This window comes from Salinicola sp. V024, assembly GCF_052645315.1.
In genome coordinates this window covers 389,870-406,605 of record NZ_JBQXYB010000002.1, presented here as the reverse complement: position 1 = coordinate 406,605, position 16,736 = coordinate 389,870, and the positions used below count along the sequence as shown (strand labels likewise).

13 protein-coding genes are annotated in these 16,736 nt (G+C 64.2%); 6 read left to right on the top strand and 7 right to left on the bottom strand.

The genetic code is table 11. The features are described from left to right. The first annotated feature begins 191 nt into the window (after positions 1 to 191). Both ACUN9V_RS05300 and ACUN9V_RS05295 read left to right on the top strand, forming a co-directional pair. Positions 192 to 1,901, top strand: a complete 1,710-nt coding sequence (locus ACUN9V_RS05300; RefSeq protein WP_439283187.1) for a proline--tRNA ligase — start codon at positions 192 to 194, stop codon at positions 1,899 to 1,901. Between the two features lie 15 nt (positions 1,902 to 1,916). Further along, the gene (locus tag ACUN9V_RS05295) at positions 1,917 to 2,552 is read left to right on the top strand and encodes a lytic transglycosylase domain-containing protein (RefSeq protein WP_439283189.1); all 636 of its coding nucleotides are present in this window, start codon (positions 1,917 to 1,919) and stop codon (positions 2,550 to 2,552) included. Between the two features lie 17 nt (positions 2,553 to 2,569). Here ACUN9V_RS05295 and ACUN9V_RS05290 read toward each other — a convergent pair whose 3' ends face one another. Both ACUN9V_RS05290 and rfaH read right to left on the bottom strand, forming a co-directional pair. Beyond that, positions 2,570 to 3,085: an FKBP-type peptidyl-prolyl cis-trans isomerase gene (locus ACUN9V_RS05290; RefSeq protein ID WP_439283191.1), complete on the bottom strand. Its 516-nt coding sequence runs from the start codon at positions 3,083 to 3,085 to the stop codon at positions 2,570 to 2,572. A gap of 149 nt (positions 3,086 to 3,234) precedes the next feature. Then, a complete protein-coding gene (rfaH, locus tag ACUN9V_RS05285; RefSeq protein ID WP_439283193.1) occupies positions 3,235 to 3,771 on the bottom strand; it encodes a transcription/translation regulatory transformer protein RfaH in 537 nt (178 codons plus the stop codon). Between the two features lie 432 nt (positions 3,772 to 4,203). Here rfaH and ACUN9V_RS05280 point away from each other — a divergent pair, with 432 nt between their 5' ends. Further along, the gene (locus ACUN9V_RS05280) at positions 4,204 to 5,634 is read left to right on the top strand and encodes an AmpG family muropeptide MFS transporter (RefSeq protein ID WP_445510619.1); all 1,431 of its coding nucleotides are present in this window, start codon (positions 4,204 to 4,206) and stop codon (positions 5,632 to 5,634) included. 151 nt (positions 5,635 to 5,785) lie between these two features. Here ACUN9V_RS05280 and ACUN9V_RS05275 read toward each other — a convergent pair whose 3' ends face one another. Continuing rightward, positions 5,786 to 7,606 (bottom strand): SEC-C domain-containing protein, encoded by a 1,821-nt coding sequence (locus ACUN9V_RS05275; RefSeq protein WP_075562395.1) that lies wholly within the window; start codon positions 7,604 to 7,606, stop codon positions 5,786 to 5,788. Positions 7,607 to 7,743: 137 nt separating this feature from the next. On the opposite strand from ACUN9V_RS05275, the gene ACUN9V_RS05270 reads away from it, so the two are divergent. The 3 genes from ACUN9V_RS05270 to ACUN9V_RS05260 are packed head-to-tail and all read left to right on the top strand — an operon-like array spanning position 7,744 to position 12,830. Next, entirely contained in the window at positions 7,744 to 9,657 is a 1,914-nt protein-coding gene (locus tag ACUN9V_RS05270; RefSeq protein ID WP_439283197.1) for a hypothetical protein, read from the top strand. 42 nt (positions 9,658 to 9,699) lie between these two features. Then, positions 9,700 to 11,823: a DNA topoisomerase III gene (locus tag ACUN9V_RS05265; protein WP_445510618.1), complete on the top strand. Its 2,124-nt coding sequence runs from the start codon at positions 9,700 to 9,702 to the stop codon at positions 11,821 to 11,823. After that, the gene (locus tag ACUN9V_RS05260; protein ID WP_445510617.1) at positions 11,820 to 12,830 is read left to right on the top strand and encodes a ketopantoate reductase family protein; all 1,011 of its coding nucleotides are present in this window, start codon (positions 11,820 to 11,822) and stop codon (positions 12,828 to 12,830) included. Before ACUN9V_RS05265 ends, ACUN9V_RS05260 begins: the two co-directional genes overlap by 4 nt. A gap of 129 nt (positions 12,831 to 12,959) precedes the next feature. Here ACUN9V_RS05260 and ACUN9V_RS05255 read toward each other — a convergent pair whose 3' ends face one another. The 4 genes from ACUN9V_RS05255 to ACUN9V_RS05240 all read right to left on the bottom strand — a co-directional run bounded on the left by ACUN9V_RS05255 (position 12,960) and on the right by ACUN9V_RS05240 (position 16,689). After that, positions 12,960 to 14,399: a sugar porter family MFS transporter gene (locus ACUN9V_RS05255; protein WP_445510616.1), complete on the bottom strand. Its 1,440-nt coding sequence runs from the start codon at positions 14,397 to 14,399 to the stop codon at positions 12,960 to 12,962. A gap of 54 nt (positions 14,400 to 14,453) precedes the next feature. After that, positions 14,454 to 15,143 carry a nucleoside/nucleotide kinase family protein gene (locus ACUN9V_RS05250; protein WP_075562398.1) on the bottom strand — a complete coding sequence of 230 codons (690 nt, stop codon included), beginning with the start codon at positions 15,141 to 15,143 and terminating at the stop codon, positions 14,454 to 14,456. 209 nt (positions 15,144 to 15,352) lie between these two features. Continuing rightward, positions 15,353 to 15,658, bottom strand: coding sequence for a chaperone modulator CbpM (locus ACUN9V_RS05245; RefSeq protein WP_075562399.1), 306 nt, complete (start codon positions 15,656 to 15,658; stop codon positions 15,353 to 15,355). Beyond that, positions 15,655 to 16,689, bottom strand: a complete 1,035-nt coding sequence (locus ACUN9V_RS05240; protein ID WP_445510615.1) for a DnaJ C-terminal domain-containing protein — start codon at positions 16,687 to 16,689, stop codon at positions 15,655 to 15,657. Before ACUN9V_RS05240 ends, ACUN9V_RS05245 begins: the two co-directional genes overlap by 4 nt. Between the last annotated feature and the right edge of the window lie 47 nt (positions 16,690 to 16,736).

Genomic DNA, 16,736 nt, shown 5'->3' with positions numbered 1-16,736 from the left:
AGAGACCGCAGACGAGAGGCCGCGCCACTCGATACCCATCGAGGCGTTCGCGAATGCTTTTTGGCAGTCGCCCTTTCCTGCCTGCAGTTCGCATCTCTATACTGGCGGCCCGACGAATCACTGCCGATCACGTCATATCGAGCATATGCCGCGTTCCGCTTGACGCTGATGAATACAGGAAAGAACACCCCATGCGTGCCAGCCAACTACAGATCTCGACCCTCAAGGAAACGCCCGCCGACGCGGAGATCGTCAGCCACCAGCTGATGCTGCGTGCCGGCATGATCCGTCGCCTGACCTCGGGACTCTATACCTGGTTGCCGGTCGGCGTGAGAACGTTACGCAAGGTCGAACGTATCGTCCGCGAGGAGATGGATCGGGCGGGCGCGCAGGAAGTGTTGATGCCGGCTGTCCAGCCCGCCGAGCTGTGGCAGGAATCCGGCCGCTGGGACGAGTACGGCCCCGAGCTGCTGCGTCTCAAGGATCGTCATCAGCGCGACTACTGCGTCGGCCCGACGCATGAAGAAGTCATCACCGATCTGGTGCGGCGCGAAATCAGCAGCTACAAGCAGCTGCCGACCAACTTCTATCAGGTCCAGACCAAGTTCCGCGACGAGATCCGGCCGCGCTTCGGCGTGATGCGCTCGCGCGAATTCATCATGAAGGACGCCTATTCGTTCGACAGCGATGAAGACGGCCTCAAGGCGTCCTATCAGCGCATGTACGACGCCTACGTCCGCATCTTCACCCGCCTGGGCCTCGATTTCCGTCCGGTGCTGGCCGACAACGGCTCCATTGGCGGCACCGGTTCGCACGAGTTTCATGTGCTGGCCGATTCCGGCGAAGACGCCGTGGTGTTCTCCACCGGCTCCGACTACGCCGCCAATATCGAGAAGGCCGAGGCGCTGCCGCCCCAGGGCGCCGAGCGTGCCGCGCCCCAGGAAACCCTGCGTCAGGTTCCCACGCCGGGCGTTCGCACCATCGCCGCGCTGGTCGAAGGCTTCGATCTGCCGATCGAGAAGACCGTCAAGACGCTGATCGTCCACGCTGCCGACGGCGGCCTGATCGCGCTGATGGTGCGCGGCGATCATCAGCTCAACGAGATCAAGGCCGAGAACCTCGAGGCCGTCGCCGCGCCATTGACCATGGCCAGTGAAGAGGAAATTCGGGCCGCCATCGGCGCCGGCCCCGGCTCGCTAGGTCCGATCAAGCTGCCGATGCCGCTGATCATCGACCACAGTGTCGCCCTGATGAGCGACTTCGGTGCCGGCGCCAACGTCGACGACCAGCATCTGTTCGGGATCAACTGGGAGCGTGATCTGCCGCTGCCCGAGGTCGCCGACCTGCGTAACGTGGTCGAGGGCGATCCGTCACCCGACGGTCAGGGCACGCTTTCGATCACCCGAGGCATCGAAGTCGGCCACGTCTTCCAGCTCGGCCAGAAGTATTCCAGGGCCATGAATGCCACCGTGCTCGACGACGGCGGTCAACCGGCGACGCTGTGGATGGGCTGTTACGGGATCGGCATTACTCGCGTCGTTGCCGCCGCCATCGAACAGAATCACGATGCCGGCGGGATCATCTGGCCCGACGCCATTGCGCCCTTCCGGCTGGCGATCGTGCCGATGAACGCCCACAAGTCGGACCGGGTGCGCGAAACCGCCGACAAGCTTTACCAGGAGCTGACGGATGCCGGCATCGACGTGCTGCTGGATGATCGCGACCTGCGTCCCGGCGTCAAGTTTGCCGACCAGGAGCTGATGGGCATTCCCCACCGTCTGGTCATCGGTGACCGTGGGCTGGATAACGGCGAGCTGGAGTACAAGGGGCGCCGCGACAGCGAAGTCACGATGGTGGCGCTGGATAATCTCCGAGCGTTCCTGGACACCCGCTTCGCCTGATCGGTCGACAGAGTGATGACTCGGCTTTCCGCCATTCCGGTGACGGCGATCTGGCTCGTCGTCGCCGGGCTGCCGAGCGCCGACATGGCGCTGGCACAGTCGATCGCGCCTGCCAAGCAATCCGATGAAGCGGGGGAGCCCCCGTCTCAGGATCTGCTCGATGCGCTGTCCCGCGCCATGGCCGCACCCGACGGTTTCGAGGATGCCTTCGACGCTCAGGTGTGGCTGCTGGACATGCAGTCGCGCCTGGCCAGGCGCCAACCCCAGGCCTACCCCTCCCGCCGCGCCCGGCTGGCGCTGCTCGAGCGCATTCACGCCGAAGCTCGGCGGGCTCAGCTGCCGCCGGAGCTGGTATTGGCATTGATCGATGTGGAGAGTCGCTTCCAACCGAACGCGGTCTCGTCGGCCGGCGCGCTGGGGCTGATGCAGGTGATGCCGTTCTGGAAAGCCGAGATCGGCCGAACGCAGGACGACCTCCACGATATCGATACCAATCTGCGCTACGGCTGTACCATCCTGGCTCACTATCTCGACCGCGAAAACGGCGACTGGACCCACGCCCTGGCCCGCTACAACGGCAGCCTGGGTCGCACGATCTATCCGGAACTGGTGATGCAGGCGTGGTTCACGCGCTGGTGGGTGGCGCGCTGAGCAGCATCGCAGCCTCGCTACTGCTTGCGGTCTTCGACCTCGGTATGTGACGTCCCCGGTGGCAACGGGTGGCCCTTGGCCAGCTCGGCCCGCGTCGCTTCGCGCACCTCGAGAATCTCGATCTCGTAGGTCAGCGTCTCTCCCGCCAGCGGATGGTTGGCATCCACGGTGACCCGCGACTCGTCGACGGCGACCAACGTTACCGTCCGCGGGCCGTCCGGCCCTTGCGCCTGAAAGCGCTGGCCGGCCTCGAGCCTCTGGTCTTCCGGAAACGACGAACGAGGGCTGTCGCTGACCAGCGCCTCGTCGCGTTCGCCATAGGTATCGGCGGGTACCAGAGTCGCGCTCAAGCGCGCCCCGGGGCCGTGAGTGGCCAGTACCGCCTCCAGCGCTGGAAACAGATTGCCATGCCCATGCAGGTATTCGAGTGGTTGCTGGCGCGCGCGCGAATCGTCGAGCGTGCGGCCGTTTGCATCCAGCAGGGCATAGTGAAGGGTCGCAACGCGGGACGGCTCGATAACGAGCTGGCTCATGATGACTCCAGACAGAGGATGAATTCAGTGCGGTTGAAGGATGAGATAGACCCGATACGCCGATAACCGGCGCTTAGAACGCATTCGAGTGCACGACTGAAAGGCTCGGTGAAAAGCCTCTTTGCTCGGTGAAAAGCCCCTTTGAAAAACTACGAGGTGTGCTTGCGCAAGGCGTCGACCGGTACCTCGAGGCGCTGGGTCTGCTGCAGCAGATTGAGCAGCACGATAGCGCGCTCTTCGCCTTTCTGCGCCTCGAAGACGGCCTGCAGGGCACGAAACGGCCCATCGGTGATCTCGACGATATCGCCCTGGCGATAGTAGACATTGGCGCGGTCGCGGCTGTCGTCGGCAGCGACGCGATCGCGTAGCGTATCGACCAGCGCGTCCTGCACGAACACTGGCTCCTGACCGAAGCTGACCAACCGCAGGACGCCGCGGGTGGAACGAATCGGTCGCCAGTTGCTGGCGATACGATCGAGGCGAATGAACAGATAGTGGGGAAACAGCGGCTCGGCCACCCAGGCCAGTTTGCCGCGCCGGCGTTTCTGCACCTCGAGCACCGGGTGAAATACCTCGTAGCCCTGATTGTCGAGATGTTCACTGGCACGAAACGACTCGCCGCCCTTGCACTGGATCACGTACCAACGAGGTAGCGATTCACCATCCTGCGTCGATTCACTGGCCATCGGTAATCCCTTCCTGCTCGTCGCTATTGGACTCAGCCACTGGACACAACTGCCAGTCACAGCTGCCAGTCACAGCTGCCAACAAAGATAATGTCAGTCGCCGCCCATCGTTCCGGGGTCACCATGCCTCATCGCGATGATGGCTCGGGATAGTTCTTTCAGGATAGATTCGAGCCAGACGTGACCGCCCATCTAGAGTACCATTTTCGACCCGACTCGTCCGCCCGCGGCGGGTCGATCCGGTTTTTGGAAACACTGAATAAATCGGCGAGCAGGATGAAGTGGGCGGCATTCCGTCGCAAGGCGCACGGAGCGCAGCAACCGGAGCCTATGGGGTATAGGTGAGGATTCGACCGGGCTGGCGCTCCAGCACCGCGCAACGCAGCGATTCACCTGCGCAGACATTTAGGCAGCGTTTCCTTTGGAGGTTGCATGCAACACGAGCCACGTGACTGGCTGACATCCTTGCGCGTGTATCTGCGGGCGCCGGTCGTGACCCTGCTGTTCCTGGGATTTTCCGCCGGGCTGCCCTACTTGCTGGTGTTCTCGACCCTCACCGCCTGGCTCGAGGACAGCGGCGTCGAAGTGGCCGCCATCGGCTTTTTCAGCTGGGTGGGGCTGCTCTATTCGATCAAGCTGTTCTGGGCACCGATCGTCGATCGCGTGAGGCTGCCTTTGATCGGCCGCTTCCTCGGCCAGCGGCGCAGCTGGATGCTGCTGGGTCAGACACTGATCGCTGCCGGGCTGGTGGGGTTGTCCGGGCTCGACCCTGCCGGCCACCTGCCACTGGTGGCCGCGTTCGCCCTGCTCACCGCCTTCGGGGCAGCCACTCAGGACATCGTCATCGACGCCTATCGCATCGAGTCCGGCGAAGCGTCCATCCAGGCCGCCATGGCTTCGACCTATATCATCGGTTACCGCATCGGCATCGTGATGGCGGGTGCCGGCGCGCTCTACATCGCCGACGCCGCATCCTGGGCAATCGCCTACCTGAGCATGGCGATTCTGGTGAGCGTCGGCATGATCACGGTGCTGGTTCGCCCCGAACCGCCGCGCCCGCAGAGCCTCACCGTGGTGCTGTTTCATCCGCGCGTAAAACGGTTTCTGCGCCATAGTCGCGATCGCCGCCACTGGCAGCGCCAGACCGGCGTCTGGATGATCGCCGCGGTGATCTGCCCGATCAGTGATTTCTTTCAGCGCTATGGTCGCCTGGCGCTGTGGCTGCTGGTCTTCATCGGTCTCTACCGGATCAGCGATATCTCGATGGCGGCGATGGCCAACCCGCTCTATCTGAGCCTGGGCTTCACCAAGAGCGACATCGCCAGCGTCACCAAGGTCTTCGGCGTGCTGATGACCATTGGCGGCGGCGTTCTCGGCGGGCTGCTGGTGGTTCGCTACGGCATCGGCCGCATGCTGATCGTGGGCGCGCTGACTGTGGCGCTGACCAATCTGCTGTTCTCCCTACTGGCCATCGGCGGCGACAGTCTGGCGCTGCTGATCGTGGCCATCACCGGTGACAATCTTGCCAACGGTCTCGCCAGCACCGTGTTCATCGCCTTCCTGTCGAGTCTGACATCACGTACCTACACCGCGACCCAGTACGCGCTGTTCTCGTCGTTGATGACGCTGCCCGGCAAGTTCATCGGCGGGTTCTCCGGGCTGGTGGTGGCCGACGTCGGCTACGCCAGCTTCTTCGGGATCGTCTGCCTGCTGGGTCTGCCGGCCGTAGCGCTGGCGTGGTGGCTGAACCGACGCCTGCCGACGCTCGGCCCGGATCGTGACGAAAACAGTGAAGAGGACGAGCGGGACACCGAATCAGGCGCCACCGAACACAACGACCGCGAGCCCGCCAGCTTGCGCTGACGGGCTCGCGAAATGTCGGACTCGTGGGTGTCGGACTCGTGGGTGTCGGACTCGTGGGTGTCGGACTCGTGGGTGTCGGACTCGTGGACGTCGGACTCGTGGACGTCGGGCCGCCAATAATCGGCGGCGGCCCGAGGCAGTCGAGGTCGAATCAGGCCAGTGACCGGCGCTGCTGCGAGAGCCAGTCCAGGGCGCCGTCGGAGGCGACCCACTGGTCTCGCATCAACTGGCGATACTGCCACGCTTCGGCACGCGTGCCCGGCTCCGGCATATCTTCTCCCAGTCGCGCCGGGCGTGGCCTGTCTTCGCACAGCACCGGCAGAATATAGGGATTGGAGGAACACACCTCCCTCAGCACGCCGAGGGCGTCTTCGTGACGAGACAGCCGATAGAGCGCCAGCACGCGACCCATCTGCACCCCCAGCATCTCGGTGCCTTCCGGGCCCTGTTCGCTGACCGCCAGCGCCTGCTCGTCACGCCCTTCGCGCAGCAGCTGATCGATCACCAGTTCCCGCAGGCCCAAGCTGTCCTCTTCGTCCAGCGCCAGCAGACGCTGCGCCAGCTTCCGTGCTTCCTGACCTGCGCCACGCTCCATGCCGATGACCAGCGCCAGACCGGTTCTCAGCAGCGTGGCATTGTCGGCATCGTGCCAGGAGAAGCTGCCGCCGGCGTCCTCGAGCTGGTTGAGCCAGAAACCGTAGCGTTCGGCCAGCGGCGTGAAGAAGGTATCGACCATCCACGGCAGACTGCCGAAGCGGCTGGCCAGCGCCAGAGTCAGCGCTTGCATCACCCGGGGCGCATCGAGCCACTCGGGATTGGCACATAGCGCCTGCAGCCACTGCGGTGCCGTCACCCAGGGATCCCCCAGAAACCCGAGCGCGGCATCTTCGTCGATCTCTACCTCGCAAGCCTCGGCCCAGCCGCGGTAGAGCGACGCCTCGCGAGCGCTGGGTTCGTACAGCAGCCCGCGTTCGTCGGAATGAGTAAGCTCCAGTCGCGGCGGGCGCTGCTGGGTATGCAGCAGCGCCTGCAGCGCTGTCAACGGGCCGGACAGCACTTGCTCGGAGTGGATCACCTGTTCCGCCAGCGCCGCTTGGGGATCGTCGGCGAGTTCGGCAATGAACTCGAGCTGATCCGGATCCAGATGGTGCTGACGCGACAGCCGCCGCCACCAGAACGCCGCCCGCTGCCGCGCCTTGCCAATATTGCCTTCGTGGAGCAACACCATCGCTTCGATGTAAGCCAGCGACGGCGAATCCGGCAGGGTCCGCTGGGCACTCTGGAACGCTTCTCGCGCGCTGGCCAGATCGCCGCTGTCCAGATGCATCAGGCACAGCCGCTCGAGCGCCGCACCACGCAGGAAGTCCGGCCCGTCCGCCATCACTCTCTCGACCAGCGCCGCACGCTTGCGATGAAAGCCTCGCTCCTGATACAGATCGACCAGAATCTCGAAAGCCGGTTCGATTTGCTCCTGCAGCGCTTCCCAGTCGGGATCGCCCACGAACAGCGACTCCAGAATCTGCTGCGCCCGTCCATTGTTGCCGCTTTCCGCCGATACGATGCCGGCCTCCAGCAACGCCTGTGCCGGTGCCTTGCGGCTTTCCAGCGCGGCCTTCAGCGTCTCGCCGCGCCATTCGCGCAGCGACAGCATCCACATCAGGTGATCGGGTATCACGCTGGGCATCTCGACTCGTGCGCAGCAGTCACGATAGAGGCGTCCCGAATCGCACCAGCAGGGTTCGTCGCGTTTCGGCTCGGCCAGTGGCTCGGTGTCGAAGCCGCGCCGCACCAGCGGCGTCTGATTCCAGATGAGGGGGGCAAGCGCCTGAGCCAGATCGAGGCTGCCGCCGCAATGCTCGATCCCTTCACTGCGAGCCCATGCCATCATCGTCGGGTAGTGTTCATTGGCGCGAATCGCCTCGAGGGCGCCGCTGGCAAAGCCCAGCAGCTGTTCGACCCAAGCTGTCAGCATGGCATTCCTCCGTTTTCTGGCCCTATCCTAGCATGCCGGCCCAGAGCGCTGGCGAGTGCCGGCATGGGGTGATAATTTAGCCGCCGCCAGCCCAATCGCCGTCAATAACCAATCGCCGTCAATAAAGAGAAGCGCCCGTGCTCTTGCCGATTCCGTTTCGCCGCCCGTCGCCGTCGGTCGCCAGCGATACCCCGCAGGTGCGACTCGAACGCGAGGGTCGCGACGAAATTCGTCGGATCACGGCGGCGGTCGAAAAAGTCCCGTGGACCATCAGTCTGATGCAGATCCTGTGGACCGCGGGGCCGGTGACCCTGCTCGGCGCCTGGGGCGGCTACCTACTGGGCTACGGCAAGGCGCCGACGCTCGAGAATTACATCTTCTTCATTTCGTTCACGGTCATCACCGGTGCCGCCGGGATCATGGCCAATTTGCTGCACCAGCTGACAGGCGGGCGCCGGCTGGAACGCACCTCGAGTCGTATCGAGCGGGTCATCAAGACGCTGCCGGAACTGCTGCTGGCCACTCGCAACCTGATCGTCGAGAGCCTCGAAGGCGATGCCCGGCGTCGTGAAGCGGCCGCCATGTTGCTGCGCAAGCAGGATCTGTCGCCGGAAGGGGTCGAACTGGCGGCACTGGAGCTGCTCGACGACCGTGACAGCGCTCGCCTGATCGGCCAGATCGACGTCTATCGGCGGGTCGGCCTCCACGCCCGAGTCAGCGATCTGGTCGAGATCTACCGCGACGATATCGAGCCACGTTTCATCGAACTCTACGACCTGGCGCCTGCCGCGATCACGCTGCTGCGGGATCGCTTCGAGGGCCATGCTCCGGACCCGCGATACGGCGTGCCGCGAGACGAACACTTCATCGAGCGCGTCATGGCCTCGATCGAGCACGACAACGATCTGCTGATGACGCTACAGGACGTCGAGGAGATGGTGATTCTGGCGTTCGAACTGATCAGCGGACGGGAAATCCCGGTACTGTCGTTCGAATACCGCGGCCGCTGGAAGCTGGCTCGGGCCTTCGACAGCCTGGAAGAAGCCCGGGCTCGACATCGGATCGCCCAGGCCACCGGTCTCTCGCGCCTGAAGGCGCTGAACACCTATCTCGTCGAGCATTCGGTGACGCCGCTCGCCGAAAGCGTTTCCGGCCAGCGCGCCGACGCCCTGCTGGCCCACAGCGTTGCCGCCATCGATGAGCTGAGCGAACAGACGCATGCGCTGTCCCATGCCATCCATACCGGACGCAGCGACGATCGTCAGACGCTGCGCCGCCAGGCGGAAGTGCTGACCAACGCGATCAAGCTCTACAAGAGCGTGTCCAGTGCCTACGACGAAGTCGGCCGCAGCCACGCTCATCGACTGCGCATGGCCCAGCGCTGGGAAGCGGTCAGTGCCGATCTTTCCGATAGCACTACTCGCCTGCGCCTGGGCCCGGGGCGGCGCGGCCTGCGCATTCGCGAAAGCAAGATCACTTTGAACGACGAAGCCAAGGCGGTGGTGTGCAAGCATCTCGGCCGTCACCTCGAGAAGGCCAACATCGGCACGCTGCGCGAGCGGTTGCGCCAGGTCGGACGAGACACCCAGCTCAGCGTCGGGGTCGAGAGCGCCAAACGCGTGGCGGTGGAAATATTTCTGGCGCTGGAGCCCCACGTGCATCTGTCGCGACCGGCGGTGCAGCGTGCCATCAACAGTACCAATGCGGCGGATTTCGGCCAGCTCGAGCCCAACCTTTCGGTAGCGGCGAAGGCAGCGATGGGCTCGGCCATGGTCCGCGAGATCGAGACCGACCTGTCGCGCACCGCGGAGTCGCTGGCGCTGGCGCTGGTCAGGCATTACCGCGTCGCGCTGGAACCGGAGGCGATGGCTTTCCTGCAGCGCCAGTACGGCGCGCGGGAAGCCACGCTGCAGATGCTGACCAACGTCAATCTGGATCGCGCCGAGACGGCCAACGTCAGCTACCTGAGCATGGCACCGCCGGCCGTGGGTACGCCGCATCGCCAGTGGTATCGGGCGCTGGTTCGCGCTCGCCGCCATTTGGAGAAATGATCGACGGATGTCGAATAAAAGCCATTCAGCGGAGCCTATTTCATGCGTTTGATCGTCGCCGAAAAACCGAGTCTCGCCCGCGCCATCGCCGACGCGCTACCGGTCAGGGCAACGCGGCGCGAAGGCTATCTCGAGGCCGGCGATACCGTGGTGAGCTGGTGCCTCGGCCACCTGCTGGAACAGGCGCCACCCGAACGTTACGACCCGAAATACAAGCAGTGGCGGCTCGATGACCTGCCGATCATTCCCGAACGCTGGCAGCTGGTGCCCAGAAGCCAGGCACGCAGCCAGCTGGCCGTGCTGCGCAAGCTGATCAAAAGCGCCGACAGCGTGGTTCACGCCGGCGATCCGGATCGCGAAGGCCAACTGCTGGTGCAGGAAGTGTTGAACCATCTCGGCTGGCGCCGGGAAACCCAGCGTCTGCGGGTACAGGATCTCAACCGTCCCGCGGTGGTCAAGGCGCTTGCCAGCCTCGAGGACAACCAGCGTTACCAGCCTCTCTATGCCGCTGCCGAGGCGCGCTCCCGGGCGGACTGGCTGTACGGCATCAATCTGACTCGTGCCTGGACGCTGATCGGCCGCCAGGCCGGCTTTGATGGCCTGCTGTCGGTGGGCCGGGTGCAGACCCCGGTACTGGGGCTGGTGGTCAGGCGCGATCGCGATATCGCGGCGTTCGAACCCAAACCGTTTTACGTGCTTTGGGCCGATCTCCAGGTGGCCCACGGTTCGCTGCGCGCCTGGTGGCAGCCCGGCGAGAATCACCCGCTCGACGGCTCATGTTTTGATGGCTCGTGTTTTGATGGCTCGTGTTTTGATGAACAGGGCCGCCTGCTCGACCCGCGACCGGCCCAGGCGCTGGCGCAACGGCTCGCCGGCGCCCAGGGCCATCTCGCCCAGCTCGACCAGAAGCGCAAGCGACAGGCCGCGCCGCTACCCTATTCTCTGTCGTCGCTGCAGATCGATGCCGCGCGCCGCCACGGTCTATCCGCCAAGCGGGTGCTCGACGTCTGTCAGACGCTCTACGAACGTCATCAGTTGATCACCTATCCGCGCTCCGACTGCCGTTATCTCCCCGCCGCCCACCACCGGGAGGCGGCGAAGACCTTGATCAGCGCCTGCCGACGCGACGACCAGCTGCGCGGCTGGGCCGAACAGGCCGACTTCGGCCTGCGCTCCAAGGCGTGGGACGACGCCAAGGTCGGCGCCCACCACGCGCTGGCACCGACGGGGCGGCCGGCGGACATGGACAAGCTGAACCGCGACGAGGCCAACCTGTTCCGGTTGATCGCGCGCAACGTGCTGGCCCAGTTCTATCCCGCACTCGAGACCTACGAGACGCAGGCGCTATTCGACATCCTCGACGAGCGCTTCAAGGCCCAGGGGCGCGAGATCATCGAACCGGGCTGGAAGCCACTGTTCACCACCCGCGACGACGTCCCCGCTCTGCCGCCGCTGACCCAGGGCGAGACGGCGACAGTGACCGATGCCGGCTGCGAAGCCCGCGAAACCCGCCCGCCGGAACCGTTCACCGATGCCAGCCTGATCAAGGCGATGATGAACATCGCGCGCTATGTCGAGGATCCCGCGGTCAAACGGACACTGCGCGAGTCGGACGGTCTCGGCACCGAAGCGACCCGGGCCAGCATCATCGAAACGCTGCTGACACGGGGTTATCTCATTCGCGACAAAAAAGCCATCAAGGCGACGCGTACCGGACACGCGCTGATCGACTCGCTGCCCCCGGCGGCAACGCGGCCGGAGCGTACCGCGCTATGGGAACAGCGCCTCTCGGCGATCGCCGAAAGTCAGGATGCACCGGCGCCATTCCTGGAAGCGCTGGTCAGCGATCTGCGCGCGCTGCTGGGCCAGGCGGATGCCGGCCGACTCAATCAGGCGCTCAAGGCATCGACGCAAGGACCGGCACCGGAAGCCCCGCCACGCAAGAGTGCCAAAGGCGGCAAGCGTGGCGCCGGCGCCCGCAGGTCGAGCGGCAGCAGGTCTCGGCGTAGTACTTCGACGAGCAGTTCGTCAACGAGTCGCCCTTCGACGAGTCGTTCTTCGAGCAGTTCTTCGACGAGCAGTTCTTCGCCGAAAAAGAGCCAGGCGACATCCTCGACGGGTGACAAGCCGACGCCGCCTCGCCGCACCCGGAAGCGGACCTCATGACGCTTACGGCCGGCACGCCTCGATGCATCGAAGGCCAAGGCCCAGCGTCAAGCGACGATGCGCCGTGGCTGATCGTCGGCGCCGGCGCGCTCGGACAGCTGTTTGCCGCCTCCCTCGCTGCGTTTCGGCCCGTCATCCCGCTGGGCAAGCACCCGGCGCAGCCCGCCATTCGCCTGCGCAAGGTGGATGGCAGGGATGTCGAGATCGCATTGGCGCGCGAACGACTGAAAGATTGGATCGCCAAACGGGGCGAATACAGCGTCCCGGCCCTAGTGGTACTGGCGACCAAGTCTCACGATACCCGGGCCGCACTCGATGCTTTGACGCCGTCGCTTGCGCCCACCACGCCGCTGCTGCTGTTACAGAACGGCTTCCAGGTACAGCCTCGCATCAGCGAACACTGGACAGGGCCGGTGCTTTGCGCCTCGACCACCGAGGCCGCCTATCGTCCGATGCCCGAGCCTGGGCCTGAGCCCGAAGGCGATTCCCATTCTGATTTCCACCTCTCCAGACCCGACGTGGTTCATGCCGCCGCCGGAGAAACCTGGATCGGCGATCTGGCCGGCCGCCATGCCGCACTGGCAACAGTCGTCGCCGACGATCTGAGCCAGGCAGGGATCGCCGCTACCGCCTGCGCCGACATCCGCCAGCGCCTGTGGCAAAAACTCGCGATCAACGCGGTGATCAATCCGTTGACCGCCAGCCATGGGGTTCGCAACGGCGAACTGGCGAGAGCCGAGTTCCGCCCCCGGATCGAGGCGTTGATCTCGGAGATCGACCGGATCATGCGGGCCGAGGGTATAAAACCACCCGCCGCGGGCTGGCAGGCGCTGATCGACGGCGTGATCGAGGCCACTGCAACCAACCGTTCCTCGATGCTGCAGGACGTGCTCGCCGGTCGTCCCACGGAGCGTGACGCCATTCTCTGGCCACTGATCGATGCGGGTCTTCGCCATGAACTCGCCACACCAGCGCTCACTGAGCTCTACCGGGCAACGCCGGCCTAGATAACACCTCTCCTACCGGCTACCAACCTGCCCGCGTGGGCCACGATTCGAATCGATGGCCCGAGACGCAAACGGCCGATCCATGGGATCGGCCGTTCGCGTTGTTCCAGTGGTATCGGTATCAACCCCTCATTCGGTAGTGCTGGCGGCTTCAGATCGGATTGGCGAATCAGACTGCGACTTGCCTTTGGCCTTGTCCGCCGGGAAAAACACGCCCTTTTTCAGATCGCTCTCAATCTCTTCCAGCGAGCGGCCCTTGGTCTCGGGAACGTAGCGCACGATGAACACCAGCGCGATCGTAGTGATCACGGCGTAAAGCCAGAACGTGCCGGAAGTGCCCAGCGTGCTGATCAGCGACAGCGTGGTCAGCGTCACCAGCAGGTTGAACACCCAGTGGCTCAACGCACCCATGCTGGCGCCCTTGCCCCGCACGAACAGCGGGTAGACCTCGGCGTTGATCAGCCACAGACAGACACCGAAACTGCAGTTGAGCGCCATGTAGATCGCCAGACACGCCACCAGCGCGTACTGGCTGAAGGCGTCCTCGGGCGCACCACCGATGAACAGCAGCCCCATGATCACCAACGCCACCGCCGAGCCGGGCACCATCCACAGCAGAAAGCGTTTTCGGCCGATGCGATCGACCAGGAAGATCCCCAGAATCGTCGCCAGATTGATCAGTACCGCGCCACCGATGGCCGCCAGCACCGAGGCGCTGTCGCCGAAACCGGCCTGACTCAGAATGGTCGGCGCATAGTAGATCAGGGCATTGTTGCCGGTGATCTGAGAGAACATCGCGATCCCCACGCCGGCCACCAGCGCCGGACGGATCCACGGCTGGAACAGGTCACGCCAGGTGCCTTCGGGACGCGCCGAGACCTCCTTGATCTCGTCCATCTCGGTCTGAGCGCCTTCGCGGCTGGCGCGCACTCGCTCGAGGATATGCAGCGCTTCGGGTTCGCGTCCCTTGCTCACCAGCCAGCGCGGGCTTTCCGGCAAAAACAGCATGCCCAGCATCAGAATGACCGCGGGTACGGTGCCCAGACCGAACATCCAGCGCCACTGCTCGCCCAGCCCGTAGCCCACGAGATAGGCGACGAGAATGCCGAACACCACCATGAACTGGAACATCACCACCAGTTTTCCGCGATGCTCCGGCGGTGTGACTTCGGCGATGTAGACCGGAATGATCTGCGTCGCGCTGCCGGCGGAAAGCCCGAGAATGAACCGCGCCGCGATCAGCATGCCGACGCTGGTCGAGGTCGCCGACAGAATCGAGCCGACGACGAACACCGCGCCGACCAGCACGATCGTCCAGCGCCGCCCGAGCCGATCGGACAGCCGGCCCGTGCCCACGCAGCCGAAGATCGCGCCAAGAATAATGGCGCCGGTCACCAGCTGCTTGAGCGTGTCGTCGAGGGCGAACTGCTTCGACAGCCCCAGTAGCGCCACACCGATAATGCCGGTGTCGTAACCGAACAGCAGGCCACCTAGCGCAGCGACGACCGACACCATGACGACCAGCCCTTTACGCTTCGGCCCACCACTGGCGGTAGCGTGTGCGTTCATGCTTCTCTCCTTGAAATCGGGCGTCCTGGATGACGAATTGCCCGGTTCGAATGACTAGGTACTATCTTTGAAACGAATGCGGGTCCCGCTCCACCAAAGCTGACGGTCAGCGTTGGCAGCTACGGCCTGGATACGCTCGGCGTTGGGCGCATCGGTCGTGCGAACCCAGTCCAACGCCTGCTGTTGGGTACGACCGAACTGCCTGTGCCGAGCCACCAGACGCTCTTCGCGTAGCTCTCGGTCGACATCGAGAAACCATACCTCGTCCAGCATCTCTCGCACCTGTGGCCAGGGTTCATCCTCGAGCAGCAGATAATTGCCCTCGGTAATGACCAAGGACGTTACCGGTGGAACGGCGATACTGGCGGCGATGGGCTCCTCGATCTCGCGATAGAACCCCGGCGCATAGACAATTTCGGATTCGTCATGAGGCGTACGAAGACGCAGCAGCAAATCGCGATAGCCGAACGCATCGAACGTGTCAGGCGCGCCTTTTCGCTGTTCGCGACCCTGCGCGACCAGTTGGCGGTTGGAGAGATGAAACCCATCCATCGGTACGACCTGTGCCTGATCGCCCAGCGCCGCGAGAAGCGCCTCGGAAAGCGTGCTTTTACCGGAACCGGGGGCGCCGACAAGGCCGAGAATACGGCGCTCAGGTGAATCGATTAAGCGCCGCGCCGCATGCACAATCAGCGGGTCGATATCGATCGATAACGACCGCGTTTCCATCGCCTTGATACGCATTGGGGGATCGCAGAAAAACTGGAGGTGGGAACAAGCGTAGCACGCTCATTTTGATGATGAGAGTCGTTTTTCTGCGACAAGACTATCGTCGTAAACTTACTGACATTCCAAAATATCGAGGTCGATATTGCCGGTTTCAATCACGATGTTGGCCGCAAACGCTCTCGAAGGCGCTTGCGATATCCCTTCGGTGATCGGCAAGCGACCGGCTATTCGCCAACTCTCCGGCGCAATCGTGCCACCTCATCCATGAGTTCGAGTGCCAGGGCTGCGCCAGCCAGGTTGACCCCCAGATCGTGCTGCAGACGCTGGACAACTCTGACCCGGTGCAGGCTCGCGCCGTAGAACCGCCACTGTTCGCGCCGGCGGCCATCGGGAACGATGACGCCCTCGTCGACCAGCTCGATGACCCACTCGGCATGGACCGTGCAGGTCCGGCACAGTTCGCCAAGCGTCAGGACGGGTGTTTCGTCGAGGTTGTCGACGGGGACCTGGGTGAGATCGTGGATGGTCATGGCTTCTCCTCCGCTGCCGCTCTGGGATCGAAGTTCGCCACCGCTTCCAGCTGGCGATAAGCCGCCTTGACGTCGTCATTCGTCGCCGGCGGCAGAACGATCTTCAATGTCACGTAGCAATCGCCCGGCGGCTGGCCGGGAATGCCTCGGCCCTTGAGTCGCAAGCGCCGTCCTTCCCGGGAATCCGGCGGCACTTTGAGCTCCACCGATCCCTCGGGTAGCGGGACCGCGATCGTCGCGCCCAATGCCGCTTCCCAGGGTGCCACGGGCAGAATCAGCGTGACGTCACGCCCCTCGACCTGATAGCGCTGATGGGGATCGAACTCGATCTCCAGATAGAGATCGCCGGTCGGTCCGCCGCCCATTCCCGCCTCGCCCTGCCCGCCCAGGCGGATTCGCTGGCCCTGCTTGACGCCCTTGGGGATACGAACTTTCAGCGTACGCTGGCGAGGTCGCAGCCGACCCTGATCATCGATTTCACCGCTCTGGAGCGTCAGCGTCCGCGTGGCGCCGCGATAGGCGTCTTCGAGCGCGATCGACACCTTGGCATGATGATCCTCTCCGCGCAGACCCGCACCGCGATCACGATACCGCGCGCTGCCGGGATCGCCGTTCGAGGCTGCGGAACCAAAGCCGGCTGCCCGGCGTTGCCCGAACAGCGATTCGAAGAAATCGCTGAAAGCGGCGCTGTCCTCCTGTGAATGGCCTCCCGCTGAATAGTCGCCTCGCGAATGGCCTTGCTGAGTATAGCCACCGCCACGGAATTCGAACCCGGCATCCCAGTCCGGCGGCGGCCGGAAATCCTCGCCGGCCCGCTGACCTTGACCCACCTGATCATAGGCGAGACGCTTTTCGGGATCCTTCAGGACTTCGTACGCCTCACCCAGTTCCTTGAAGCGCGCATCGGCATCGGTTTCCTGGCTGACATCCGGGTGATACTTACGCGCCAGTCTGCGGTAGGCGCGCTTGATCTCTTCCTGAGTGGCATCGCGCTCCACGCCCAGCACCGCGTAGTAATCCTTGAACTCCATGCCGCGCTCCCTGTCGACGGGTCGATGACCGGCCGCATTTTCATGCA